The organism is Micromonospora sp. CA-248089 (genome assembly GCF_050948515.1).
GTDB lineage: Bacteria > Actinomycetota > Actinomycetes > Mycobacteriales > Micromonosporaceae > Micromonospora.
The window spans coordinates 4,144,856-4,169,226 of sequence record NZ_CP192016.1; the positions used below are offsets into that span (position 1 = coordinate 4,144,856).

Sequence of the window (24,371 nt, forward strand, 5' to 3'; positions counted from 1 at the left end):
CATGACGCAGATGCGGCGAGAGGACGCCACGACGGATCGAGTGTCGATGCTGTCCGACGTCAAGCAGGAGTTGTTGCGGCGGCGGTTGCGGGAGCGGGCGTCGGTGCAACGGGGTGTGCCGGTGGTGTCGCGGGACGAGCCGTTGTTGCCGTCGTTCCAGCAGGAGGGGTTGTGGTTCCTGGACCGGTTGGATCCGGGGCAGACGGTCTACAACGTGCCGTTCGCGTTGCGGCTGCGTGGTGAGCTGGACGTGACGGCGTTGCGGTCGGGGTTACGGCTGCTGACCGCCCGGCACGAGGCGTTACGGACCCGGTTCACCACCGCAGGCGACGGCAGTCCGCGCCTGCTCATCGACGCTGCCGGCGACGGCCCGGACCTGCCGGTGATCGACCTGTCCACCGCCGAGGACCCGTTCACCGAAGCGGTCCGCCACGCCGACACCGAGGCCCAGCGGCCGTTCGACCTGGCCACCGGCCCGCTGCTGCGCGCCGCCCTGCTGCGCCTGCACACCGACGACCACGTGCTGCTGCTGAGCCTGCACCACGCCGTCACCGACGGCTGGTCGGTCAGCATCCTCACCCACGAACTGTCCGAGGCCTACCAGGCCCTCACCCAGGGCCGGCAACCCCAGCTACCCCCGCTGACCGTCCAGCCCGCCGACGTCGCCGCCTGGCAACGCCGCCACCTCACCGGCGACACCCTCCGCGAACACCTCATCTACTGGGAACACAACCTGCGCGACCTGCCCACCCTCGACCTGCCCACCGACCGGCCCCGCCCCGCCGAACGCACCTGGGCCGGCGCCAGCTACCGGGCCCACCTGCCCCGCGACCTCGGCCACCGCCTCCGCCGACTCGCCACCGACCACAACGCCTCTCTCCTGGCCACCCTCCTGGCCGGCTTCACCGTGGTCCTGTCCCGCTACACCGGCCAGAGCGACATCACCGTCGGCTCCGTGTTCAGCGGCCGCCACCACCCCGAAGTCGAACCCCTCGTCGGCTACTTCGCCAACACCGTCGTGCTCCGCACCGACCTCACCGGCGACCCCGACTTCCACACCCTGATCAACCGCTGCAACGACACCGTCCTCGGCGCCCTGCAACACCAGGACATCCCCTTCAGCACCCTCGTCAGCCACCTCAAACCCCCACGCGACCCCAGCCGAAACCCCCTCTTCCAAACCAGCTTCTCCCTGCGTTCGTCGGGGCCGGCGGATTCGGGTTTCGGATTGGGTGAGGTGCCCGGGGAAATGCTCCCCTTCCACACCACCCGGTCGCGGTTCGACATGACGGTGACCGCCATTCAGGGCCCCGATGACGAACTCGAAGTGCTCGTCGAATATTCGACGGAGTTGTTCGGGGAGGGTCGGGTTCGGCGGTTGGTCGCTCATCTGGGTCGGGTGCTGGCCGCCGCGGTGGCTGATCCGGGGCTGCCGGTGAGTCGGCTGCCGTTGCTGGACGAGGAGGAACAGCGGCTGCTGGACTCTTTCAACGACACGGCGGTGGACTACGGACCCGCGGCGTGTCTGCACGAGACGATCAGCCGGCAGGCCGCCCGCACTCCCGACGCGGTGGCCGTGCGTTACGCCGGCGCCGACCTCACCTACGCACAACTGGACCGACGCGCCAACCAACTCGCCCGGCACCTCATCGACCTCGGCGCCGGACCCGACCGGCTCGTCGGCATCTGCGCCCAGCGCAGCACCGAACTCGTCGTGGCCCTCCTGGCCACCCTCAAAGCCGGCGCCGCCTACGTCCCCCTGGACCCCGACCATCCCCGCGAACGCCTGCGCTACCTCATCGACGACACCGGCGTGCCCGTCGTACTCACCCAGCACCACCTCACCGACCGGCTCCCCGCCACCACCGCCCACCTGGCCCTGGACACGGACTGGCCCACCGTCGCCACCCACCCCGACACCCCACCCGAGACCACGGTCACCCCCGACAACCTGGCCTACGTCATCTACACCTCCGGCTCCACCGGCCAACCCAAAGGCGTCATGGTCGAACACCGCGCCATCGACAACCGCCTGCGCTGGATGCAACACACCTACCCGCTGCACGCCCACGACGCCGTCCTGCAGAAAACCCCCTACACCTTCGACGTCTCCGTCTGGGAGTTCTTCTGGCCCCTCATGGTCGGCGCCCGCCTCGTCCTCGCCCGACCCGAAGGACACCGCGACAACGCCTACCTCACCCACACCATCACCAGCGAGAACATCACCACCGTCCACTTCGTCCCCGCCATGCTCCGCCACTTCCTGAACCACCTCGACACCACCACCGCACCCACCACCCTCACCCGCGTCTTCTGCAGCGGCGAAGCCCTCACCGCCGACCTACGCGACCGCTTCTTCACCCACCTCGACGCCGAACTCCACAACCTCTACGGCCCCACCGAAGCCGCCGTCGACGTCACCTACTGGCAATGCCACCCCCACCACACCGACCCCACCATCCCCATCGGCCGACCCATCGCCAACACCCAATGCCACGTCCTCGACCCCCACCACCAACCCACCCCCATCGGCATCCCCGGCGAACTCCACCTCGCCGGCACCTGCCTCGCCCGCGGCTACCACCACCGCGACGACCTCACCCATCACACCTTCATCACCCACCCCACCACCGGCCAACGCCTCTACCGCACCGGCGACATCGCCACCTGGAACCCCGACGGCACCCTCGAATACCTCGGCCGCAACGACCACCAGGTCAAAATCAACGGCCAACGCATCGAACTCGGCGAAATCGAAAACACCCTCACCACCCACCCCCACATCAACCACGCCATCGCCGGCACCCACCAACCCGACCCCCACACCACCCCCCACCTCATCGCCTGGATCACCACCGACCACCCCCACCCCGACCAACTCACCACCGACCTACGCACCTGGCTCACCGACCACCTCCCCCTGCACCTCATCCCCGCCACCATCACCCCCATCACCCACCTCCCCCTCACCACCAGCGGAAAAATCGACCGCAAACAACTCCCCCTCCCCCACACCGACACCCCCACCCACCACCAACCCCACACCCCCACCGAACACACCCTCGCCACCATCTGGACCACCCTCACCAACAACCCCAACCCCCAACCCCACGACAACTTCTTCACCACCGGCGGCAACAGCCTCCATGCCATCCAACTCATCACCCACATCCACAACCACTTCCACATCAACCTCCCCCTACGCACCCTCTACACCCACCCCACCCTCACCACCATGGCCACCGCCATCGACACGGTCCGCACCGACGGCGCGGATCGGGCGACGGCCTCGTCGCTGGTACCGCTGCGAGCCGAGGGGAGCCGGACACCACTGCACCTGGTGCACCCGGTCGGCGGCTCGGTCGTGCCGTACCTGCCATTGGTCGCGCTGCTCCCCACCGACCTGCCGGTGTGGGGTTTCGAGGCCGCGGGGCTGCACGACGGCGAGCCGTGCACGGACCTGCCGGAGATGGCGGCCCGGTACGTCGCGGAGCTGCGCCGCCGCCAGCCGCACGGGCCGTACCGGCTCGGTGGCTGGTCGTTCGGCGGGATGGTGGCCTACGAGATGGCCGGCCGGCTGACCCGGGACGGCGAGCGGGTGGAGCTGCTGCTTCTGCTGGACACCTCGTCCCCGGCCGGGGACGGCCCGCTGCCGGACGACACCGATCTGTTGATCGACTTCGCGGAGGACGTCGCGGCGCTCCAGGACGCCGACGTACCGGCGCTGGACCGCGACCGGCTCGCCGCGCTGCCACCCGATGAGCGGACCGCGGCGGTCCTGGCCGCGCTCCGCGAGCGAGGACTCGTGCCGGCCGAGGCGGTCGACGAGATGGCCCGTCGCAGCGCGGTGTTCCGGGCCAACGCGTTGGCGTTCCGCCGCTACCGTCCGGCACCGTACGACGGGGTGGTGTCGCTGCTGACCGCGGAGGGTTCGGGCGACCACCACACGCGTCGGTGGATCGAGGCGAACCTCGCCCGGGTCGAGCACCGGCGGGTGCCGGGTACCCACTACAGCATGCTGCGGGAACCACACCTGACCGACGTCGCATCAATCATCGACGATCTGATTCACGAGCGTAGTTGAGAGCGACCCCGTCCGTCCCCGCCCGGTGCCGGCGATGCCGGCACCGGGCTGTCGACCTAGGAGTGTCACGGTGCGCACTACCGATGCACGTCACACCCCGGCTGTCAGCGTCCGCGTTGCGGGCCCGGCCGCCGAGGATTCCGCCCGGCCGCTGCCGCCGGCCACGGTCCGGGCGCTGCGCGACGCGGCCACGGCCGCGGCCGCCGGCGAGGACGAGTTACTCGCCGCTGCGACCGCGATCGTCCAGTTCGCCCTGCGGCACCCGGGCGAGCTGGTCCTGACCGGGCTGGCCGGCCGGCGAAGCGTCCCGGTCGACCTCGCGGAGCCGCCGACCGTGCCGGACCTGCTCGACCGCATCCGCGCCGCGGCCGTCGACACCGTGGACGGCATCCCGGCGCCGGACCCCCTGGTGTGCTGGTCCCCCGCACCGGCCGGGGACGGCCCAGTCCGCGCCGGCACTGCCCTCGCGCTGCGGATCGCCGGGCGTCCCGCCACCGCCGTGCACGTCCACGGCGAGGACCTGGACGGCAGAGCCGCGGAGCTGTTCGCGCAGCGGCTGCACACCGTGCTGACGCGGATCCCCGGTGCTGTCGCCGCCGGACGACCGGTCACACACGTCGTCGGCGACGAGGAGCTGGCGTGGATCCGCCACCGGCTCACCGGCGACCGGCTGGACGACCCGCCGGCCGAGCCCTGCCACCTGGCGGTGCTGCGGCACGGCGCGGAGAACCCGGACGCCCGCGCGATCGTCGACGGACCGGCCGTCCGTACCTACGGCGCGCTCCGCGCCGACATGCTCCGGTACGCGGCGGCGCTGCGCAGCCACCTCCCGGCCGCCGCGACGCAGCAGATCGTGGGCGTGCTCGCGGACGACCTGACGTCGTTCCTGACCGGTGCGCTGGCCGCGATGACCGCCGGTGCGGCCTTCCTGCCCCTCGACCCGACCCTGCCGGTGGAGCGGATCCGCACGCTCGTCCGCCGGGCAGGCGCGAGCGTCGTGCTGACCGGGCCGGGGACCGACCGTTCGGCGCTGAGCGACGTGCCGATCCTGCCGCTGGACGCCCCGGCACCGGCCGGTCCGCCGCCGGTTCCCGCCGGGGATCCCGGCGACTTGGCGTACGTGCTGTTCACCTCCGGCTCCACCGGGACGCCCAAGGCCGTCGCGGTGGAGCACGGGCAACTGTCGGCGTACGCCCGTTCCGTGGCCGCGCTGCTCTCCCTCGGCCCCGGCGTCACCACCGCCAGCCCGGCCGGTATCGGCGCCGACCTCGGCTACACCGCCACGTTCCCCACCCTGGCCCACGGCGGCACTGTCGCGGCCGTCCCGGCGGCCGCCCGTCTCGACGCGGGCCGGTTCGCCGCCCACCTACGCGCGGCCGGAGTCGACCTGGTCAAGATGGCCCCGTCCCACCTGGCGGCGCTCCTCGCCGACCCGCAGGGCCCGGCCTGCCTCCCGGCCCGCACGCTGGTGCTCGGCGGGGAACGGCTCGACCCCGCGCTGCTGGAGCGGCTCCGTGCTCTCCGGCCCGAGCTGCGGGTCTACAACCACTACGGGCCGACGGAGACGACAGTCGGCGCGTTCGCCGGTGCCGCACCCGCCCGGCCGGGACGGGACGTCTCCCTCGGTGCGCCGCTGTCACACGTGTGGGCCGAGCTGCGCGACCCAGAGGGCCGCCCCACTCCGGTCGGCGTTCCCGGCCGGCTGTTCATCGGGGGTGCCGGGGTGGCCCGCGGGTATCTCGGCGACCACGAGCAGACCGGGCAGCGCTTCCAGTCGGTGGCCCATCCGCCCGGCCGGCCGGATCTCACCGGAGGGCGGGTCTACGACACCGGCGACGTGTGTGTCCTGACCCCCGCCGGTGACCTGGTCTTCGTCGGCCGCGCCGACGACCAGGTCAAGATCCGCGGTTTCCGGGTGGAGCCGCGCGAGGTGGAGCGGACCCTGCTCGATCAGCCCGGGGTACGCCAGGCGTGCGTGCTGGCCGAGGAGCGTCACGGCGAGTCGGTGCTCGTCGGGTACGTGGTGCACGACGGGCAGCCGGACCCGGCGGCGCTGGCCGACCGGCTGCGTACGCAGCTCCCCGAGGCGTGGGTGCCGGCCCGGCTGGTGCCCGTCGCGGAGCTGCCGCTGCTGCCCAACGGCAAGGTCGACCGGGCCCGGTTGCGCGCGGCGGCAACGGACACACCGGCCGATGCCGGAACGGCCGCCCCGGCGCCGGCCGACGACGTGACGGCCGTGCTCGCCATGGTCTGGGCCGACCTGCTCGGCGTCGACCGGGTCGACGCCGACGCCAACGTCTTCGACCTGGGCGCGCACTCGCTCACCGTGACCCGGGCGCTGGGTGTGCTCCGGGACCTGCTCCGGATCGACGTGGACACGGCGATGTTCTTCAGCCGGCCGACCGTGCGGCTGTTCGCCGAGGCATTGCTGGCCGGCTCGGCCGCCGACCGGCTGCGCCGTCGTGCCGCGGTCGTCCGTGAAGTGCTGGAGCTGGCCGACGCCGCCTGAGCACCACCCCACCGGCCCCCGCCCGGAGCACCGAGCGGGGGCCGGCGTCGCACCCGGACCACCGGCAGGGCGGCGCACACACGACGACGGCCGGTGTCCGGGGACACCAGCCGTCGTCGGGCCGGGCGGATCAGCCGGAGGCGCGGACCATGCCCGCGCCCACCGTTCGCTTGGAGACCGGGTCGATGAGGATGAACGAGCCGGTGGACCGGTTGAGCCGGTAGTCGTCGCACATCAGCGGCTGGGTGGTCCGCAGGCCGATCCGGCCGATCCCGTTGAACTCCAGCTCGTCGGTGTCGTGCCGGTGCAGCGTGTTCACGTCGATGCCGTACCGCAGCGAGGTGACGATCGACGGAACCACCCGGGTGGTGTGCTTCACCAGGAGCCGGGAACCGGCGGTGAGCCGCGCGGTGTCCATCCAGCACACCACGGCGCCCAGGTCCTGGGTGGCGCGCGGCTGGTTGTTGGGGCGGGCGAGCAGGTCGCCCCGGGACACGTCGATGTCGTCGGCCAGTCGTACGGTCACCGACATCGGCGCGAACGCCTCCTCCACCGGCCCGAGCGGACCGTCGATCGCGGTGACCCGGCTGGTCATCCCGCTGGGCAGCGCGACCACCTCGTCACCGACCCGGACCACACCCGCGGCCACCTGCCCCGCGTAGCCGCGGTAGTCGTGGTGCTCGTCGGTGCGCGGGCGGATCACGTACTGCACCGGGAGCCGCAGGTCGACCAGGTTCTGGTCGGACGCGACGTGCACCTCCTCCAGGTGGTGCAGCAGCGGCGGGCCCTCGTACCATGGCATCCGCGCGGACCGGTGCACGACGTTGTCGCCGCGCAGCGCGGACATCGGGATGGCGGTCACGTCCGGGATGCGCAGCCGGGTGGCGAACTCGGTGAACTCGTCCCGGATCCGCCGGTACACGGCCTCGTCGTGGTCCACCAGGTCCATCTTGTTGATCGCCAGCACCAGGTGGGGCACGCCGAGTAGCGAGCACAGGAACGCGTGCCGGCGGCTCTGCTCGGTCAGCCCGACCCGCGCGTCGACGAGCACCACGGCCAGGTTGGCGGTGGAGGCACCGGTGACCATGTTCCGGGTGTACTGCACGTGCCCCGGCGTGTCGGCGATGATGAACTTGCGGCGGGCGGTGGCGAAGTAGCGGTGGGCGACGTCGATGGTGATGCCCTGCTCGCGTTCGGCGCGCAGGCCGTCGGTGAGCAGCGCCAGGTTCACCTCGTCGGCGCCCATCCGCTCGCTGGTCTGCTCGACGGCGTCGAGCTGGTCCTCGGGCACGGCGCTGGTGTCGTAGAGCAACCGCCCGATCAGTGTGCTCTTGCCGTCGTCGACCGAGCCGGCGGTGGCGATCCGGAGCAGGTCCATCAGAAATACCCTTCCCTCTTGCGGTCCTCCATGGCGCTCTCGTTGACCCGGTCGTCGGCCCGGGTGGCCCCGCGTTCGGTGAGCCGGCTCGCGGCCACCTCCCGCAGCACCTCCTCGACGGTGGTGGCCGTCGAGCTCACCGCGCCGGTGCAGCTCATGTCGCCCACCGTGCGGAACCGGACCTGCTCCTCCGCGCTGCTCTCCCCGTCCCGCATCGGCAGGTACGGGCCGACCGAGAAGATCATCCCGTCCCGGCGGAACACCTCCCGCTTGTGCGCGAAGTAGATCGAGGGGACCTCGATCCGGCGCTCGGCGATGTACTGCCACACGTCCAGCTCGGTCCAGTTGGACAGCGGGAACACCCTCAGGTGCTCCCCCGGCCGCAGCAGCCCGTTGTAGAGGTTCCACAGTTCCGGCCGCTGGTTCTTCGGATCCCACTGGCCGAACTCGTCCCGGAAGGACAGCACCCGTTCCTTGGCCCGGGCCTTCTCCTCGTCGCGACGGGCACCGCCGAACAGCGCGTCGAAACGGTGCCGGGTGACAGCCTCCAGCAGCGCCGGGGTCTGCAGGCGGTTGCGGGACGGCTCCCCGGGCGGCTCGACGATCCGCCCGTCGGCGATCATCTCCGGCACCGAGGACACGACCAGGCGCAACCGCCACTCCTCGACCAGGCGGTCGCGGAAGGCCAGCACCTCCGGGAAGTTGTGCCCGGTGTCCACGTGCAGCATCGGGAACGGCACCGGCGCGGGCCAGAACGCGAGCCGGGCCAGATGCAGCATGACGATGGAGTCCTTGCCGCCGGAGAACATCAGCGCTGGCCGGTCGGCCTCCGCCGCCACCTCACGTAGCACGTGCAGCGCCTCGGCCTCCAGCGCCTCCAGATGGGAGAGTCGGTACACGGACATCGGTTCACCTCGTCAATCCGCGCCCGCGCCGGGCGCTGCGTCGGCGGCGGCGCCGCCACTGTCATCTCGCCGGGAGCGCGCTACCGCCCGGGCGCCGAGCTCGTGCCAGAGCGCCACCGGACGGCCCAGGCGTACCGCCTCGGACCGGCCCCGCAGGTAGTAGGGCGCGACCCGGAGCTGCGGCGTGAGACCACGGGCACCGCACACGTGCATGGCCAGCCGGGTCACCTCCAACGTCGTCTCCGCGGCCAGGGCCAGCGCCCGGGTGCCGGCCACGCCGAACGGACGGTCCGCGTCGGCCAGCTCCGCCGCCTGTTCCACGAGCAGCCGCAGCGCGGCCACCTCCGCGTACGCGCCGGCGAGCGCGAACTCCACGCTCTGGAAGTCGCGCAGCCGCCGGCCGAACTGTTCCCGGGCGCCGGTGTGCCGCACCGCCTCGCCCAGCGCTCCCTGCGCCAGCCCGAGCAGCAGGGCGGCCTGGCGGATGCGGGCCCGCCCGACGACGCCCTCCGGGCAGTCGTCGAGCGCCACGTCCCGGCAGAGCAACCGCTCACCTGGAATACGGACCCCAGCCGCGTCCGTGACGCCCGGGATCTCGGCCGACGGCACGGTGCTGCCGGCCGGCAGCAGCGCCAGTGCCGTGCCGTCCTCGACGGCGACCGGCAGCAGCACCGCCACGTCCGTGCCGTCCACGGGGATCGCGCCTGACGCCTTCCACGCCCCGTCGCCGTCCGGGGCGGCCGTCACCGACACCGGGTCGAAACCCCCCATGTCCGCCGGCACCGCGCCGGCGACCAGTTCCGCGAGCATGTCCTCGGACGCACCGCCGGCGAGCGCCGCGTCGATCGCCGCCGCCACCGCCGGGTACGGCGTGACGGCCGCCGCCCGCCCGAGTTCCTCGGCGACCACCACCGCCGCCCCGAGTCCCAGCTCCATGCCCCCGGCGGCGACCGGGACGTCCAGCGTGCACGCCCCGCCCCGCCGTACGGCGTCCCACGCGGCCTGTGGGTCCGCGCCCGACGCGTGCACCGGCACCCGGGCGAGCCGGCCGCGCATCACCTGCCGCAGCCGGTCCCGCATCGGATCGGCGGGGCCACCGGCGGCCGGGTCCGGGTCGTCCAGCGCGAGGTTCGCGATGATCTGGAGCATCACCTCCGAGGCACCGGCGGAGAAGGTCAGACCCGGCGCCTCCCGGTACGCCGCCTCCAGCACGTCCGCCCGCCGCCGCCCCAGCACCGCAGGGTGGTAGCCGAGCCCGTGCACGCCGACCGCCCAGCCGGCCACCTCCTGGGCCAGCTCGCTGCTGTACAGCTTCGCCACAGCGGTGGCGGCCTCGTCGGCCGTGTCGGTGGCCTCCAGCCTCGTCAGCACGGACCACGCCAGCGCCCGGCTGGCCGCGAGCCGGGCGTCGAACCTTCCGGCGTCGACGAGCAGCGCCGCCTCGGCCGGGCTGTCGTCGTGGCCGAGTCCCGCCACCGCGGCCTCGTACCATCGCTCGGCCTTGAGCGTGTAGTCCAGGCCGGTCCGCTCGATCGCCAACGCCTGCGACAGCAGCGGCCAGCCCTGCCCGACCTCGCCGAGCACCGCGTCCGGCCCGACCCGCACCCCGGTCAGCTCGACGCGGTGGAACTGCTCGTCGGCGATGCTCGGGATCCGGCTGCGCGCCACCCCGTCGGCGTGCAGGTCCACCAGGAACAGGGTGATGCCGTCGTAGCGGCCCGCGCCCGATCCGGTACGCGCCGCGCACAGGCCGAGATCGGTGATGTCGCTCTTGAGGCTGAACACCTTGACCCCGTCGAGGCGCCAGCCGTCCCCGTCGCGTGTGGCGGTGGTCCGCAAACCGCCCAGGTCGGAGCCGGCCTCCGGCTCGGTGTAGAGGACGCTGGCGAAGCGTTCGCCCCGGGCCATCGCGGGCAGGTGCGCGGCCTTCTGTTCCGGGCTGCCGGCGAGCAGCAGGAACAGCGCGACGATCTGAATGGTGTTGACGTGCAACGTGTCCGGCACGTCGGCGCGTACCAACTCCTCGTAGACGATCGCCGCGGCGCTGTGCCCCAGGCCATCCCCGCCGTACTCCTCGGGCCAGTTCGGCGCGAGCAGCCGCAGCCGGCCGAGGTGGCGGTAGACCTCCCGGGCGTCCGGCTCCGGCTGCCCGCCGGCCCGCAGCGCGGCCAGCTCACGGCGCAGCTCGGGGTCGGCGAGCCGGTCCCGCACGGACCGGCGGAACCGCTCGTGGCCCTCGTCGACGTCGATACTGGTCTCCATCGGTCACTCTCCTCGATCCGCGCGGCGCATCGCTTCCCGCACCACCGCCGCGACCGCGCCGACCGGGCCGGCGCCCAACAGGGTGTAGTGGTCCTCGCCCGGCACGGACCGGGTCCGCAGATCCGGCGCCACCTGCTGCCAGGCCGCCCCGTGGTCCGGCGACAGGCCGGCCCGGACATACCAGACCGGACCCTCGTACCGGCCGGGCCGGTGGGCGGCCAGCGCCAGCGCGTTGCTGCGGCAGACCCGGTAGCGGGCCTCGATCTCCGCGGCGGTCAGGTCCGCGGTGAGGCCGGCCCGCGACGCCAGTTCGGCCACGCCCGGGCCGGTCCCGCCGGCCCCGGCCGCCGACGCAGGTGGCGGCAGGCCGGCGGTGCGGCACAGGTCGTGCAGGAAGAATCGGCGGATCGCCGCCTCGTCCTCCGGTGGATCCGACCCGGGGTACGCCGTGTCCAGCAGCACCGCCGTCCCGCCGGCGCGACGGGCCATCTCGTAGGCGACGACGCCGCCGAACGACCAGCCCGCAAAGACCCACCGGCGCTCGGCCGGGTCCAGCGTGGCCAGGTAGCGCTCGGCGAGACCGCCGAGGCGGCCGGCGTCGGGCAGGTCGTCGGCCGGCCGGTCCGCCGCGAAGCCCCACACCGGCTCGTCGCCGCCGAGAGCGGACACCAGCGCCGCGTAACAGAGGACCGCGCCGCCGACCGGATGCACAAGCACCAGCCCGGGGCGGCCGGCACCGGGCCGCAGCATCGCCGGACCACCCGGTTGCGGCACCGACCGGTGCCGCAACCGGGCCAGCAGCGCCCGCTTGGCTGGTGAGAGCGTGACGTCCGCCCCCACCTCGCGCACCGCTCCGGCCGACGGTACGGAGGTCACGACGCCTGCCCCTGCTCGGCGGCGAGCATGGCCGCCGCTTCCTCGTCGCTCATCGACTCGATCATCCGCAGCAGGTCGTTGTCGTTGAGCTGGCCGGCCTGGGCGGTGCGAACCAGCGCGGCGAGTCCCCGTACGGTCGGGGCGCGGAAGAAGTCGGTCAGCCCGACCTCCACCCCGAACTGCCGGCGGATACGCGACACCACCTGCGCGGCGCCGAGGCTGTGCCCGCCCAGGGTGAAGAAGTTTTCCTCCGGGCCCACCTGCTCCAGGCGCAGCACCGGCCCGACCACCTCGCGGGCCAGCGTCTCCTCGGTCTCGTCGGCGTAGCGCACCTCGCCGGTGGCCGCCTGGGTGGTCTCCGGCGCCGGCAGCGCACGGCGGTCGACCTTGCCGCTGGTGGTCAACGGGATGTCGGCGATCCGGACGAAGTGGGCCGGCACCATGTAGGGCGGCAGCTGTTCACCCAGCGCCGCGCGCAGTCGCTCGTCGGCCGGCGGCTCACCGGTCAGGTAGCCGACCAGATGCCGATCGCCGCGGTCGTCCGCCCACGGCTGCACCACTGCCTGCCGCACGCCGGGCACCTGGCTCAGCACGGCCTCGATCTCACCCAGCTCGATCCGCAGCCCACGGATCTTCACCTGCTGGTCGATCCGGCCGCAGAACACCAGCGCCCCGTCGTGCTGACGGCGGACCAGGTCGCCGGTGCGGTACAGCCGGCCGCCGGGCGCGGTCCCGAACGGGTCGTCGAGGAACTTCTCCGCGCTGAGCTCGGGCCGGTTGAGGTAGCCGCGCGCCAGACCGAGCCCGCCGATCACCAGCTCACCGGGTACGCCGACGGGTACCGGCTCGCCGTGCGGGTCGAGCACGTGCGCCACGTGGTTGGCCATCGGCAGCCCGATCGGGGGCGAGGTGTCCCAGGTCCCGGTGCACTCCTGCACCACCATGGTGACGGTGCACTCGGTCGGGCCGTAGCCGTTGAAGAAGCGCCGGCCCTGGTTCCACCGGTTGACCAGCTCGCCCGGGAACGCCTCGCCGCCGACGAAGGCGATGCGCAGCTTCGGCAGCCGCTCCGGTTCGAGCAGCGCCATCAGCGACGGCGGCAGGTCGATCACGGTGATCTCGGCGCGTTCCAGCAGCGCCTGCAGCCTGTCGATCTCCAGCCGGTCCTCGTCCGGCACCACGTAGAGGCGGGCGCCGGTGAGCAGGGCCGCGAACATCTCGAACACCGACACGTCGAAGGTGACAGCGGCGAAGCCGAGCACCCGGTCCTGTGGGGTGAGGTCGAACAGCTCCTGCACCGAGGCGATGAAGTTGGTGACGGCGCGGTGCTCGATGAGCACCCCCTTCGGGGTGCCGGTGCTGCCGGAGGTGTAGAGCGCGTAGGCCAGGTCGTGCGGGGCGGGGGGCGCCGCCGCCACCTCCGCCCGGTCGTCCCCGGCCGGGCGGTCGAGGTGTACGACGGCCGGCCCGTCGGCCGGCAGCGCGCCGCCCGCTGCGGTGGTGCTGACCACCGCGACGGCCGCGCTGTCGGTCAGGATCGCCGCGATCCGGGCCGCCGGATGTCCGGGGTCCAGCGGTACGTAGCCGGCTCCGCAGCGGAGCACCGCGAGCACCGTGGCGACGAGGTCGGCGCCCCGGGGCAGGCAGATCCCGACCAGGGTGTCCGGCGCGGCTCCGGCTGCGCGCAGCCGGCCCGCGATCTCCTCGGCCCGCCGGTCCAGCTCCGCGTAGCTCAGTTCGGTGTCGCCGACCACCACGGCGACGGCGTCGGGACGCTCGGCCACCTGCCGGGCGAACAGATCCACCACCGTGGTGTCCGGCCGCTCGCGGCGCGGACCGTCGAACTCGTGCAGGAGCCGTTCCCGCTCCCGCTCGTCCAGCAGCGGGATCTCGGTGACCTTGCGGTCCGGGTCGGTGACCACCGCGGACAGCAGCCGCCCGTAGTGCGCCATCACCTGCTCGATGGACTCCGGGTCGAACAGGTCGGTGTTGAACTCGACGTTGAGGTCCAGCCCGCCGTCGCGCTCGAACAGGTTCCAGCTCATGTCGAAGCGGGAGGTGCCGGGGCTGAGCAGGACCCGTTCGGTCTCCAGGCCGGGCAGGGTGACCTCGCCCTCGGCGTTCTGGAAGGTGAACGCGATCTGGAAGATCGGCGAGCGGGACGGGTCGCGGTCCGGTCGTACCGCCTCGACCAGCTTCTCGAACGGCAGCTCGCCGTGGGCGAACGCCTCCTGCACGGTGGGAGTGACCCGGCCGGCCAGCTCCCGGAAGGTCGGGTCGCCCGCGACGTCGGCGCGCAGCACCAGCATGTTGACGAAGAACCCGACGACCGCCTCCACCTCCGAGTGCTGCCGGTTCGCCGTCGGCGAGCCGATGACCAGGTCGTCCTGGCCGGTGTAGCGGTGCAGCAGGGCGAAGAACGCCGCCACGTAGACGCTGTACGGGGTGGTGCCCAGCGAACGGGCCAACTGCTGCACCGCGCCGGGGCCGCCCACCGGCAGGAACCGGCGGATGAACGTGCCGCGGTAGGTGGCCTCCGCCGGCCGTGGGCGGTCGGTCGGGAACTCCAGCACCGGTGCCCCGTCGAGGCGCTCCCGCCAGAACCCGGTGAGCCGCTCCAGGTTCTCCTCGCGCAGCCACTCCCGCTGCCACAACGCGTAGTCCGCGTACTGCAACGGCACCGCCTCGAGGTCGGCCCGGTCCCCGTCGACCGCCGCCCGGTAGCACTCGCCCAGTTCGCGGACGAACACACCCAGCGACCACCCGTCGAAGACCACGTGGTGCACGACGAAGACGAACAGGTGGTCGTCGTCGGCGACCCGGATCAGCCGAGCCCGCCACAGCGGCGCCCGGCCCAGGTCGAACGCCTCCCGGGCCAGCGCCCGGGCCGCCTCGACGGCGGCATCCGCACCGCCGGTGACGTCCTGCACCGGCAGCTCCACCGGCACCTCGGCCGCCACCACCTGCACCGGCCCGTCGTCCCCGTCGGCCATCCGGGCCCGCAGCGACTCGTGCCGGGCCACCACGGTGGCCAGGCCGGTGCGCAGGGCGTCCGCGTCCAGGCGGCCCCGCAGCCGGAAGCAGACCGGCACGTTGTACGTCGGCTGCCCGGGGGCCAGCCGGTCCAGGAACCAGAGCGTCTCCTGGGCGTACGACAGCGGCGAGCTGTCACCGCGCTGGCGTGGTGTGGGACCGGCGGCCGTGTCCGGCTCGTCGTCGCGCAGCAGGGCGAGCAGCTCCGCGCGGCGGTCCGCGGGCAGTCGGGCCAGCCGCTTCATCAAATCGTTCACGATCGGCCTCCAGGGCTGATGGCGGAAGGGGAAACCGCGGCGGCCGGCGGGCGGCGGCCGAGGTCGGTCACGGCGCGGCGGAGCACCTCGATGCCGCACCGGTAGTCGTCGATCAGGATGTGCTCGTCGGCGGCGTGGTCGAGGCTGCTGTCGCCGGGCCCGTAGGTGGCCATCGGCACCGGCCAGACCTCGGCCAGGGTGTTCATGTCCGACGTCGCCGTCTTCAGCTTCGGCCGCGGCGTGCCGCCGACCTCGCGGATCGCGGCCGTCAGCGCCCGCACGACCGGGTCACGCCGGTCGCTGCGTACCGCCGAGACGGAGTTGAGCAGTTCGAGGCCGCCGCCGCGGGAGACGCTACGCAGCCGCTCCAGCAGCGCGGCGTCGTCGAACCCCACCGGGGTCCGGTAGCTGAGCTCCAGCGTCGCGTCGGTGGTGTCGCCCGACATCGCCACCAGGGTGACGCCGGGAAGGTCGAACGCGGCGTGGCTGACCTCGGGCCCGGCCGCGGCGACCGCGTCGTGCCAGAACGCGGCGGCGGCCTCGGTGGCCTTCTCCACCGGGTTGCTCGGGTGGGTCGCCGCCCGGTGCACCCGGTACCGCAGGTCCAGCTTCCCCTTGTAGCCGATCACCACGTTCTGCCAGCCGCTCGGCTCGCCCACCACCAACGCGTCCGGGCAGGGCCAGGTGGCGCGCACGTGCATCGCCCCACGCGAGCCGGGGGTCTCCTCCTCCACCACGCCGGCCACCACCAGCCGGCCGGGGAAGTCAGTGGACGCCGCGGCGGTCATCACCATTGCGGCCAGTGGGCCCTTGGCGTCCACCGCGCCCCGCCCGATGATCCGGTCGCTCTCCCGGCGGGGCGTCATCGGGTCCGGCACGGTGTCGAGGTGGCTCAGCAGGACCACGGTGGGCCCGTCGCCGGTCCCGGTCACGCCGACCACGTTGCCGACCTCGTCGACGTGCGCGTCCAGGCCCAGCCCGGTCATCGCCTCGGCCAGGAACGCCGACAACCGGTGCTCGGCGCCGGAGGGGGACGGGATGCGGACCATCTCCTCTAGAAGGTCCACATCGGACGGGGCGCCCATCAGGACGCCTTCGCCAGGGACTCCTGCCGGACCGGCTGTTCCAGGGCCACCTGCGTCCCGGTGCCGGACAGCGCCCGACGCACCGGGCCGCGGCAGCGGCCGTCCGCCACCAGCACCCGACGCACGCCCCCGAGCAGGGCCTCGCGGGCGGCGACCAGCTTCAGGGCCATCCCGCCCCGCGCCCACCTGGGCGGGCGGCCGGCCGGCGGCACGTGACAGATCGGCAGCACCGAGTGCTCGTCGCCGGGGTCCTGCTGAACGCCCGGGGCGCCGGTCAGCAACACCAGGGACTCGGCACCCAGCGCCGCGGCGACGGCCGCCGCGGCCCGGTCGGCGTCGATGTTCACGATCTCGCCGTCCGGCGTGATCGCCGGCGGGGAGATCACCGGTACCGCACCGGCGTCGAGGAGGCTGCCCAGGAACTCACCGTCCACGGTGTCCACCACGCCGGAGTGGTTGTCGCGTACCAGGACGACCCGGCCGTCGACGACCGCCCGCTGGGCCTTCTTCCGGCGCGCGACCAGCAGACCCGCGTCGATCCCGGTGAGGCCGACCGCCCGGACCCCTTGCTCGACCAGGCAGCGCACCAGGCGGGGCTTCACCCGGCCGGCCAGGGCGAGGGTGACCACCTCCAGGGTGCGCTCGTCGGTGTGCCGGGCGCTCACCCCGTCCGGGGCGACCTGCTTGCGCTGCGGCACGCCGAGCTGCTGCGCCAGGTCCTCGATGTCGGCCGACCCGCCGTGGACCACCACCACCCGCCGGCCCTGCCGGACCAGTTCGGCGACGTCCTCGCACACCGCGGCGGCGTCCACGTCGCCGTTACCGCCGCACTTCACCACCGTGACCGGTGGACGTCCACTGTTCTGCTTCATCAGATCGTGCCTTCCTCCAGAGACGCTGACGGGGCCGCGTGGGTGAGGTCCGTCAGACCGGGTGCAGACCGGGAAACTCCAGGCCGAGCCGCTCGGGCCAGCCCATCCGTACGTTCAGTGACTGCACGGCGTTGCCGGCGCCGCCCTTGACCAGGTTGTCCAGGGCGGACACCGTCAGCAGCCGGCGCGAGTCGGGTTGGAGCGCGAAACCGACGTCGCAGAAGTTCGAGCCGAGCAGGATCTTCGGTTCCGGCAGCCGGTACAGGCCCCGCCGCTGGGCAACCACCCGCACGAACGGCTCCTCGGCGTAGCGGCGTCGGTAGGCGGCCCGCACCTCCTGCTCGGTGACGCCCTCGCGCAGCCGCGTACGGCACACCACCTGTACGCCGCGTACCGCCTCGACGCCGGTCGCGGTCATGGTCGGCCGGACCCCGCACGCCTGGGCGATCTCCGCCTCGTGCCGGTGGCCGGAGGTGGCGAACAGCCGCAACGCGCCGCTGCGCTCGGCGTGCAGGTTGGCCTCACCGGCGGTGGCGCCCGACCCGCTCGATCCGGTACGGGCGTCCACGTCCACGTCCGGCTCGATGAGCCCTTCGTCCGTCAACGGGGTCAGCGCCAGGATCGCCGCGGCGGCCATGCAACCCGGCACGGCGATCCGGTCCGCGCCGGTGAGCTGCTCGCGGGCCAGCTCCGGGAAACCCGGCACGAACTCGTCGAGCAGTTCCGGTGCCTCGTGGGGCTCACCGTAGTAGCGCCGGAAGACCTCCGCGTCGCGCAGCCGGAAGTCGCCGGACAGGTCGATCACCGTCTTGGCCAGCGCGGCCAGCCGCGGCAGCGTCCGCATCGTGGTCCGGTGGGGAGTGGCCAGGAACAGCACGTCGTACTCGGTGAGCTGCTCCTCGGTGCAGAAGGTCAGATCGGTGACGCCGCGCAGGTTCGGGTGCGGGCCGTCCACCCGCTTACCCGGAAACCGCGAGGAGACCGCCGCGGCCACCTCCACCCGGGGGTGGCCCAGCAGCAGCCGCAGCACCTCCCCGCCGATGTAGCCGGCCGCGCCGACCACCGCTGCCCGGATCATCCGGCACCACCCTTCGTCAGGTCGCGGAACCGTCGCGCCACCAGGTCCGCGATCACTCCCGCCACGTCGACCCGCCCCTGGTGGGCGGCCTGCAGCCCGGCGAACTCCACGCCGGCGTTGACCTCCAGCGCGTACATGGCGCCGTCGCGGTCCTCGACCACGTCGACCCCGGCGATGTCCGCGCCGACCGCCTCCGCGGTGGCCACCGCGAGCTTGGTCAGGCGGTCGTCGAGCGGGCACGGCTGCGTGCCCGCGCCCTGGGCCACGTTGGTGCGCCAGTGCGCCGACCGGCGGTACGCCGCCGCGACCGGCTCGCCGCCCACCACCACGACCCGGATGTCGCGGTCCGGCTTGTCGATGAACTCCTGGAGGTAGATCAGATGCGCCTGCGGGGCGGGCAGCGCCGCGCAGTGCTCCAGCACCGCCTGGGCAGCGTCCGGATCCCGCACCAGCGAGACCCGGCGCCCCCAGGAGGAACTCAGCGGCTTGACGACCACCGGATAGCCGAGCCGCTCGATCTCCTCGGCGGCCGCCTCCGGGGTCAGGGCGAGCACCGTGCGCGGCGTCGCCACGCCGGCGCGCTGCAGCGCCAGCGAGGTCAGCCACTTGTCACCACAGGTGCCGATGGCCGCCGCCGAGTTGATCACCGGTGTGCCGGCGGCCTCCAGGCTCACCGCCGCGTACCGGGCCCGGGTCGCGGAGATCTCCCGGTTGAGGACGAGGGACCACGGCCCGACCGGGGCGCCGACCCCGGCGGACAGGCGACGCGGGTCGACCTGCTCCACCGGGATCCTGCGCTGCTCCAGGGCATCGAGGATGCCCTTCTCCTCGGCCCGTACTCGGGAGGCCAGCACGGCCAGGCGGGCCGGGGCGTCAGTAACGGCGCTCACTCGCCCCAGTCCTCCTCCGGCTCCGGCGCCAGCGCGAAGGTGACCGGGCTGATGCTCAGCACCTCCAGTTCACTGCGGCAGTCGGGGCACTCGACCAGCTCGGACGGACGCAGACCGGCGCCGGTGGGGACGGTGGTGGCGCACTCGGGACACGCGCTCATTGCTCGACCTCTCTTCTGACACGACCCGAACCGTTCGGGTCGACAACTGGGTGCACTGCCCGGCGGGGGTTCGCCGGCGGGCTGAATCGGGGCAGATGCTCGCGCACGGCGGCGGCCACCGCCGGGGCGGAGATGCCGTAGTGCTCCAGCAGCGGCTCGTGTCCGCCCACGTACGAGGCGAAGGTGTCCGGCATGCCGACCCGCACCACGGGCACGGGGCCGTGCTCGGCGAGCGTCTCGGTGACGGCGCTGCCCAGGCCGCCGCCGCGCCAGTGCTCCTCCACGGTGACCACCAGCCGCGCATCGGCGGTGGCGGCGCAGAGGCCGGCGACGTCCAGGGGCTTGACCGTGTGCATGTTCAGCACGACCGGCTCGATCCCCTCGGCGGCCAGTTCCTCGGCGGCGGCCAGCGCCGCGCGCACCGGATGCGGGCCGCACGCCACCAGGACCACCTCGTGGCCGGGCCGCAGCATCTGCACCTGGCCGATGACCAGCGGCTCCGCCGTGGGGACGGCGGGCGTGGCCTTGCGGCCGAGCCGCAGGTACAGCGGGCCGGGCAGCCGCGTGGCCTGTTCCATCACGGCCTCGACCGCGGCGGCGTCCGCCGGCACCACCACTGTCATGTTGGGCAGCGCCCGCATGACCGCGAGGTCCTCCAGCGCCTGGTGGGTCGGGCCGAGGTGACCCGCGGCGAGCCCGCCGTGGGTGGCCGCGATGCGTACCGGCAGGGCGTTGTAGGCAATGTCGATCTTGACGGCCTCGATCGCGCGGGCCGCCGCGAACGCCGCGAACGTGTTCACGTACGGCGTCCAGCCGGCGGCGGCCATACCGGCCGCGACACCCATCAGGTTCTGCTCGGCGATGCCGAGGTTGACGTACCGGTCCGCGGCCGGGCCGAAGTCCACCCCGCCGAACAAGCCGGTGTCGGTGTCCAGGCAGATCAGCTTCGCCTGCTCGGCGAGCTGCGCCACCAGCCGGTCCCGGTACGCCTCACGTGTCGCGTGGGACGGCACCACTGTCGCCTCAGTCATCGCCGTCACCTCGTGCCTGCCGGCGCAGCGCGGCGCTGGCCCGTGCGTGCTGCCGCTCGGTGAACCGGACGTAGTGGCTGGCCACCCGGTCGGCCACGAACGGGACACCGGCGCCCTTCACGGTCCGCGCGATCAGCACGCTCGGCCGCCCCGGCGTCCACGGCGCCGCGCGCAGCGCCGACCGCACCTGAGCCATGTCATTGCCGTCGACCTCGCGCACCGCCCAGCCGAACGACCGCCACCGCTCGGCCAACGGCTCCAGCGGGCAGATCTGCTCGGTCGCGCCGGTGAGCTGGAGCCCGTTGCGGTCCACCACGGCGGTGAGCCGGTCCAGGCCCAGGCCGGCCGCCCCGGCGGCCGCCTCCCACACCGAGCCCTCCTGCAACTCGCCGTCGCCCAGGGCGACGTACGTCCGCCGGGGGCTGCCGTCAAGGCGGGCGGCCAGCGCGAATCCGACGCCCAGGGCCAGCCCGTGTCCGAGCGATCCGGTGGGCATCTCCACGCCCGGCACCGCGCGCACCGGGTGCGCCATGAGCCGGCTGCCCGGCCGGCCGAACCCGGCCAGCTCGGCGGGGTCGAAGAAGCCCCGCTCGGCCAGCGTCGCGTACAGGCCGACGGCGCCGTGGCCCTTGCTGAGGAGGAAGATGTCCCGTTCCGGCGCCTGCGGACGCTCCGGGTCGACGGTCAGTACGTCGAAGTAGAGCGCGGTCAGCACCTCGACCAGCGACAGCGAGCCGCCGAGGTGACCGCCCTCGCCACCGGTGCAGACGTCCACTATGTGCTGCCGGATGCGCCGGGCGCGTTCGGTCAGCTCCGCCAGGCTCTGCGGCGCACGCGTGGCGGCGGGCTCCAGCACCGCCGTCATGACGCCCTCCCGGCGACCGCGGCCAGCACGTCCCGGTGCTGCCACACCTTCTCGAAGGCGTCGGCGTAGCGCTGGAGCAGGGGTCCGGAGTCCGGGTGCAGGTGGCGCTTCTGGAGGGTCAGCGAGTCGTCGATGATCGCGCGGGCCACCGGGAACCGCTGGTCCGGCCCGGCCGTGCCCTCCGCGGCGGCCCAGGGGTACCCCGAGCCGAAGCCGATGCGGTCGGTGAAGACCTTCTGCTCGGGCAGCGGCACCAACTGGTACTGCGACATCGGTACGCCTTCGGCACGCAGCACGCGACGCAGCGCGTCCCGCAGCGCGGTCGGCGCCACCTCGGGCAGTCCCAGCGCGGCCGGGTCGAACCGGAACCGCAGGATGTGCCAGGCGTGGGTGGCGTGTGCCGGCGCGCCCGGCACGGCGATCCCGGGAAGCTCGCGCAACCGGTCCAGGAACCGGGTGACGTTCTCCTGGCGGTGGCGGGCGTAGTCGTCGAAGCGGTCCAACTGGCTGGCGGCGAAGGCCGCCTGGACCGGGTTCAGCTTGGAGTTCCATCCCAGGAAGTAGGAGATGTAGTCGCGCGGCCGACCGGACTCGATGACCTCGCCGAACTGGCGGCCCATCCGGACCTTCTCGGCCAGGGCCGGGTCGTCGGTGGTCAGCAGGCCGCCCTCGCCGCAGGTCGGCAGGTTCTTGGTCACCTGGAGGCTGAAGGCGGCCACGTCGCCCAGCGAGCCGACCGGCTTGCCCCGGTACAGCGCGCCGTGGGCCTGAGCCGCGTCCTCCAGGATCGCCAGGTTGTGCCGCCGGGCCAGCTCGCCGAGCGCGTCCATGTCCGCCGGCAGCCCGTGCAGGTGGACCACGAGGATCGCCCGGGTACGGCCGGTGATCCGCCGCTCCACGTCGGCCGGGTCGAGGTTGAACGTGACCGGGTCGACGTCGGCGAAGACCGGCACCGCCATCTGGTGCAGGGGCGCCAGCGCCGAGGCGATGAAGCTCAGTGAGGGCACGATCACCTCGTCGCCGGGGCCGATCCCCAGCGCGGCGAGGGCCAGCGACAGTGCCGTGGTCCCGTTCGACACCCCGACGCAGTGGGTGACTCCGGTCCGCTCGGCGAATCGCCGCTCGAGGTCCCGTACCGCCGTCTCGTTCTCGGCGTTGGAGACGAGCTGGCCGCCGTCGAGCACGGTCAGTACCGCCTTGCGGTCCTCCTCGGTGATGATGGGCCAGGGCACCTGCCGGATGTCCCGTGGCACAGCCGGAGCACCGCCCAGCATGGCCAGCTTGGTCACGACGATCACTCTCCCGTCTCGGTGGTGAGGGTGGGTCAGAGGCGCCCGACGGCTCGGTCGACCGCCTCCACAGCGCACTGGTACCGCTGCTGGAGCCGCGCTCCGTGGTGTTCGAGGGACTCGGCCGCCGCCTGCGGCGCCGGCCAGCCGTGGGCCGCGGTGACGCGCAGGCCACTCCAGGTGTGTCCGACCGCCTCCACCGCCCGGCCTGCCTCGCGCAGGCAGGGCAGGACCCGGTCGACGCCGACCGTGCGCAGCAGTTCGCCGTGCAGGCACGCCTGCGCCTGCATCGACCAGCCGAAGGGGTACACGTCGCGCACCGTCGCGGAGTCGCCGGCGGCAGCAGCGGCGACGACCTCGTCGAGGTAGCGGCGCAGCCCGGCCAGACCGGTCCACGCTCCACCGTCCGACGCCGGCGCGGCGGTGAACCCGTCGACGTTCGCGCGGAGCGCCGCCCGCAGGCCGTCACGGTCCAGGGGCCGCGAGTCGCCGATCTCGACCCGCAGGTAACGCCGGTCGATGCGGGTGGCGCTGAAGAAGGCATCCTGGTCGTCCGCCGGATTCACCGAGCCCCAGGCGGCGAGGAAGTCCTCGGCGCGGATGGGGCCGGTGAACGCCGGGGGTTGCGCGTCGGAGACCAGCACCAGGCCGCGGGCCAGGTCCACGCCGTAGACCACGACCAGGTGCGCGGCGTGTACGTCGTGGTATGCCGGCCGGAACGGCAGGTGGAAGTTGTCCACCGCGGCGATCGGCAGCCGTCCGGCGGCGATCTCGTCGGCCAGTTCGGACAGCGGATCCCGGTCGGCGGCCGGCGTCGTCCACCGCGACCGCACATGGTGGTGCGGGGCGATGCTGCGGCCGAGGTCTTCGGGATGGCGGCTGGGGTGGTAGAACTCCTCGGTCCGCACGTCACCGGGGATGTGCCGGAACTCCCAGCCGGCGCCCAGCACCTCCAGCGGGTCGCCGCCGCCCGCGTCGACCACCGCGGCAAAGGTCGTCTGCAGACAGCTCAGCGGGTCGCGGTACCACAGCAGCGGGCGCCGCAGCGCCTGCACCGGCCGCCGCCCGGCCGGGCCGGCCGACTCGGCCGCATCGGCGCGCACGATCGGCTCCGCGTCCTCGGTGGTGATCGCGGCCGGCGTCATCGGTTCGCCTGCTCGACGGGACCGACCAGGGTGGCCGCGAAGACGTGCACCGCGATGTTGTGCGGCAGCCGGACCGCCGTGAGGTCGGCGCGACGCACCACCGGCACCCGCTGGCACCACATCGCGGCAGGCACGCCGAACTGCACGTGGTGCGGGTAGTGCATGAGGGGCGACTCGAAGGCGCGGGTCTCACCGAACGTCGCGGGTGCCGCCCAGAAGTCCGAGACTCGCAGCGGCTCGAAGTCCACCGCGCCGTGCGCGAAGTGCAGCGCCATCTCGTCCTCGACCCGGCGCTCCGCCGAGGCGAGCAGGTACAGCCAGTCGTAGCGGCCCGGGGCCACGCGTACGAACTGCCCGTCGCATCGCACGTTGTCCGGCGTGCCGGTGCCCAGCGGGGGCAACTGGAACGGAACTCCGTCCACGACCACCTGGCTGCCCGCCGACGGCAGATGCTCGGCGGCGAAGGAGTTCCCCCAGACGTTGAACCGGCCGGCACTCGTGTCCTCCGCACGGGAGGCGCCGACGTTGTTGAAGTGTGACGCGAGATCCAATACGTGGGCGGCGATGGTCGCTGATGTCGGCACCCGCTGCTCCTTCCGCGAGAGGGCTTGTCGAGCCGGAACCCACATCCGAAGCTACGGCTGCCGCGAC

Annotated in this window: 17 protein-coding genes; 2 read left to right on the plus strand and 15 right to left on the minus strand. The window is 73.2% G+C overall.

Annotation, left to right across the window (positions count from 1 at the left end):
• Window position 1 precedes the first annotated feature (1 nt).
• Entirely contained in the window at window positions 2–4,084 is a 4,083-nt protein-coding gene (locus ACQP26_RS19510; protein WP_433493613.1) for a non-ribosomal peptide synthetase, read from the plus strand.
• A 70-nt stretch (window positions 4,085–4,154) separates the two neighbouring features.
• Window positions 4,155–6,593 carry a non-ribosomal peptide synthetase gene (locus tag ACQP26_RS19515; protein WP_433493614.1) on the plus strand — a complete coding sequence of 813 codons (2,439 nt, stop codon included), beginning with the start codon at window positions 4,155–4,157 and terminating at the stop codon, window positions 6,591–6,593.
• A 130-nt stretch (window positions 6,594–6,723) separates the two neighbouring features.
• Here the strand turns inward: ACQP26_RS19515 and ACQP26_RS19520 are convergent, their stop codons facing one another.
• The 15 genes from ACQP26_RS19520 to ACQP26_RS19590 are packed head-to-tail and all read right to left on the minus strand — an operon-like array spanning window position 6,724 to window position 24,304.
• On the minus strand, window positions 6,724–7,971 hold the full coding sequence (locus ACQP26_RS19520; RefSeq protein ID WP_269705263.1) for a sulfate adenylyltransferase subunit 1: 1,248 nt from the start codon (window positions 7,969–7,971) through the stop codon (window positions 6,724–6,726).
• Entirely contained in the window at window positions 7,971–8,876 is a 906-nt protein-coding gene (cysD, locus tag ACQP26_RS19525; protein WP_269705262.1) for a sulfate adenylyltransferase subunit CysD, read from the minus strand. The genes ACQP26_RS19520 and cysD overlap by 1 nt, the downstream gene beginning before the upstream one ends.
• A gap of 12 nt (window positions 8,877–8,888) precedes the next feature.
• Window positions 8,889–11,138, minus strand: a complete 2,250-nt coding sequence (locus tag ACQP26_RS19530) for an acyl-CoA dehydrogenase family protein (RefSeq protein ID WP_433493615.1) — start codon at window positions 11,136–11,138, stop codon at window positions 8,889–8,891.
• Window positions 11,139–11,141: 3 nt separating this feature from the next.
• On the minus strand, window positions 11,142–12,014 hold the full coding sequence (locus tag ACQP26_RS19535) for a thioesterase domain-containing protein (RefSeq protein WP_433493616.1): 873 nt from the start codon (window positions 12,012–12,014) through the stop codon (window positions 11,142–11,144).
• The gene (locus tag ACQP26_RS19540; RefSeq protein ID WP_433493617.1) at window positions 12,011–15,304 is read right to left on the minus strand and encodes a non-ribosomal peptide synthetase; all 3,294 of its coding nucleotides are present in this window, start codon (window positions 15,302–15,304) and stop codon (window positions 12,011–12,013) included. Before ACQP26_RS19540 ends, ACQP26_RS19535 begins: the two co-directional genes overlap by 4 nt.
• Complete coding sequence (locus ACQP26_RS19545) at window positions 15,301–16,389, minus strand: M20/M25/M40 family metallo-hydrolase (RefSeq protein WP_269705258.1); 1,089 nt, start codon at window positions 16,387–16,389, stop codon at window positions 15,301–15,303. Before ACQP26_RS19545 ends, ACQP26_RS19540 begins: the two co-directional genes overlap by 4 nt.
• Entirely contained in the window at window positions 16,389–17,261 is an 873-nt protein-coding gene (locus tag ACQP26_RS19550) for a [LysW]-aminoadipate kinase (RefSeq protein ID WP_269705257.1), read from the minus strand. Before ACQP26_RS19550 ends, ACQP26_RS19545 begins: the two co-directional genes overlap by 1 nt.
• 52 nt (window positions 17,262–17,313) lie before the next feature.
• Window positions 17,314–18,339, minus strand: coding sequence for an N-acetyl-gamma-glutamyl-phosphate reductase (gene argC / locus ACQP26_RS19555; RefSeq protein WP_433493618.1), 1,026 nt, complete (start codon window positions 18,337–18,339; stop codon window positions 17,314–17,316).
• Window positions 18,336–19,229: a RimK family alpha-L-glutamate ligase gene (locus tag ACQP26_RS19560; RefSeq protein ID WP_269705255.1), complete on the minus strand. Its 894-nt coding sequence runs from the start codon at window positions 19,227–19,229 to the stop codon at window positions 18,336–18,338. Before ACQP26_RS19560 ends, argC begins: the two co-directional genes overlap by 4 nt.
• On the minus strand, window positions 19,226–19,390 hold the full coding sequence (locus ACQP26_RS19565; protein ID WP_302906721.1) for a lysine biosynthesis protein LysW: 165 nt from the start codon (window positions 19,388–19,390) through the stop codon (window positions 19,226–19,228). The genes ACQP26_RS19560 and ACQP26_RS19565 overlap by 4 nt, the downstream gene beginning before the upstream one ends.
• Entirely contained in the window at window positions 19,387–20,421 is a 1,035-nt protein-coding gene (locus ACQP26_RS19570) for a transketolase family protein (protein ID WP_433493619.1), read from the minus strand. The genes ACQP26_RS19565 and ACQP26_RS19570 overlap by 4 nt, the downstream gene beginning before the upstream one ends.
• Window positions 20,414–21,286 (minus strand): transketolase, encoded by an 873-nt coding sequence (locus ACQP26_RS19575; RefSeq protein WP_269705252.1) that lies wholly within the window; start codon window positions 21,284–21,286, stop codon window positions 20,414–20,416. Before ACQP26_RS19575 ends, ACQP26_RS19570 begins: the two co-directional genes overlap by 8 nt.
• A complete protein-coding gene (locus ACQP26_RS19580; RefSeq protein ID WP_433493620.1) occupies window positions 21,283–22,575 on the minus strand; it encodes a DegT/DnrJ/EryC1/StrS family aminotransferase in 1,293 nt (430 codons plus the stop codon). Before ACQP26_RS19580 ends, ACQP26_RS19575 begins: the two co-directional genes overlap by 4 nt.
• 35 nt (window positions 22,576–22,610) lie before the next feature.
• Complete coding sequence (locus tag ACQP26_RS19585) at window positions 22,611–23,720, minus strand: BtrH N-terminal domain-containing protein (protein WP_269705249.1); 1,110 nt, start codon at window positions 23,718–23,720, stop codon at window positions 22,611–22,613.
• Window positions 23,717–24,304 carry a hypothetical protein gene (locus ACQP26_RS19590; protein ID WP_269705247.1) on the minus strand — a complete coding sequence of 196 codons (588 nt, stop codon included), beginning with the start codon at window positions 24,302–24,304 and terminating at the stop codon, window positions 23,717–23,719. Before ACQP26_RS19590 ends, ACQP26_RS19585 begins: the two co-directional genes overlap by 4 nt.
• Window positions 24,305–24,371 lie beyond the last annotated feature (67 nt).

Excerpts from the sequence above, each read along its gene's own strand:
- ACQP26_RS19550 (WP_269705257.1), bottom strand. The coding sequence starts at position 17,261 with ATGAAGCAGAACAGTGGACGTCCACCGGTCACGGTGGTGAAGTGCGGC.
- argC (WP_433493618.1), bottom strand. The coding sequence starts at position 18,339 with ATGATCCGGGCAGCGGTGGTCGGCGCGGCCGGCTACATCGGCGGGGAG.
- ACQP26_RS19585 (WP_269705249.1), bottom strand. The coding sequence starts at position 23,720 with ATGACGCCGGCCGCGATCACCACCGAGGACGCGGAGCCGATCGTGCGC.
- ACQP26_RS19545 (WP_269705258.1), bottom strand. The coding sequence starts at position 16,389 with ATGGGCGCCCCGTCCGATGTGGACCTTCTAGAGGAGATGGTCCGCATC.
- ACQP26_RS19530 (WP_433493615.1), bottom strand. The coding sequence starts at position 11,138 with ATGGAGACCAGTATCGACGTCGACGAGGGCCACGAGCGGTTCCGCCGG.
- ACQP26_RS19520 (WP_269705263.1), bottom strand. The coding sequence starts at position 7,971 with ATGGACCTGCTCCGGATCGCCACCGCCGGCTCGGTCGACGACGGCAAG.
- ACQP26_RS19565 (WP_302906721.1), bottom strand. The coding sequence starts at position 19,390 with ATGAGCGCGTGTCCCGAGTGCGCCACCACCGTCCCCACCGGCGCCGGT.
- ACQP26_RS19570 (WP_433493619.1), bottom strand. The coding sequence starts at position 20,421 with ATGACTGAGGCGACAGTGGTGCCGTCCCACGCGACACGTGAGGCGTAC.
- ACQP26_RS19510 (WP_433493613.1), top strand. The coding sequence starts at position 2 with ATGACGCAGATGCGGCGAGAGGACGCCACGACGGATCGAGTGTCGATG.
- ACQP26_RS19575 (WP_269705252.1), bottom strand. The coding sequence starts at position 21,286 with ATGACGGCGGTGCTGGAGCCCGCCGCCACGCGTGCGCCGCAGAGCCTG.
- cysD (WP_269705262.1), bottom strand. The coding sequence starts at position 8,876 with ATGTCCGTGTACCGACTCTCCCATCTGGAGGCGCTGGAGGCCGAGGCG.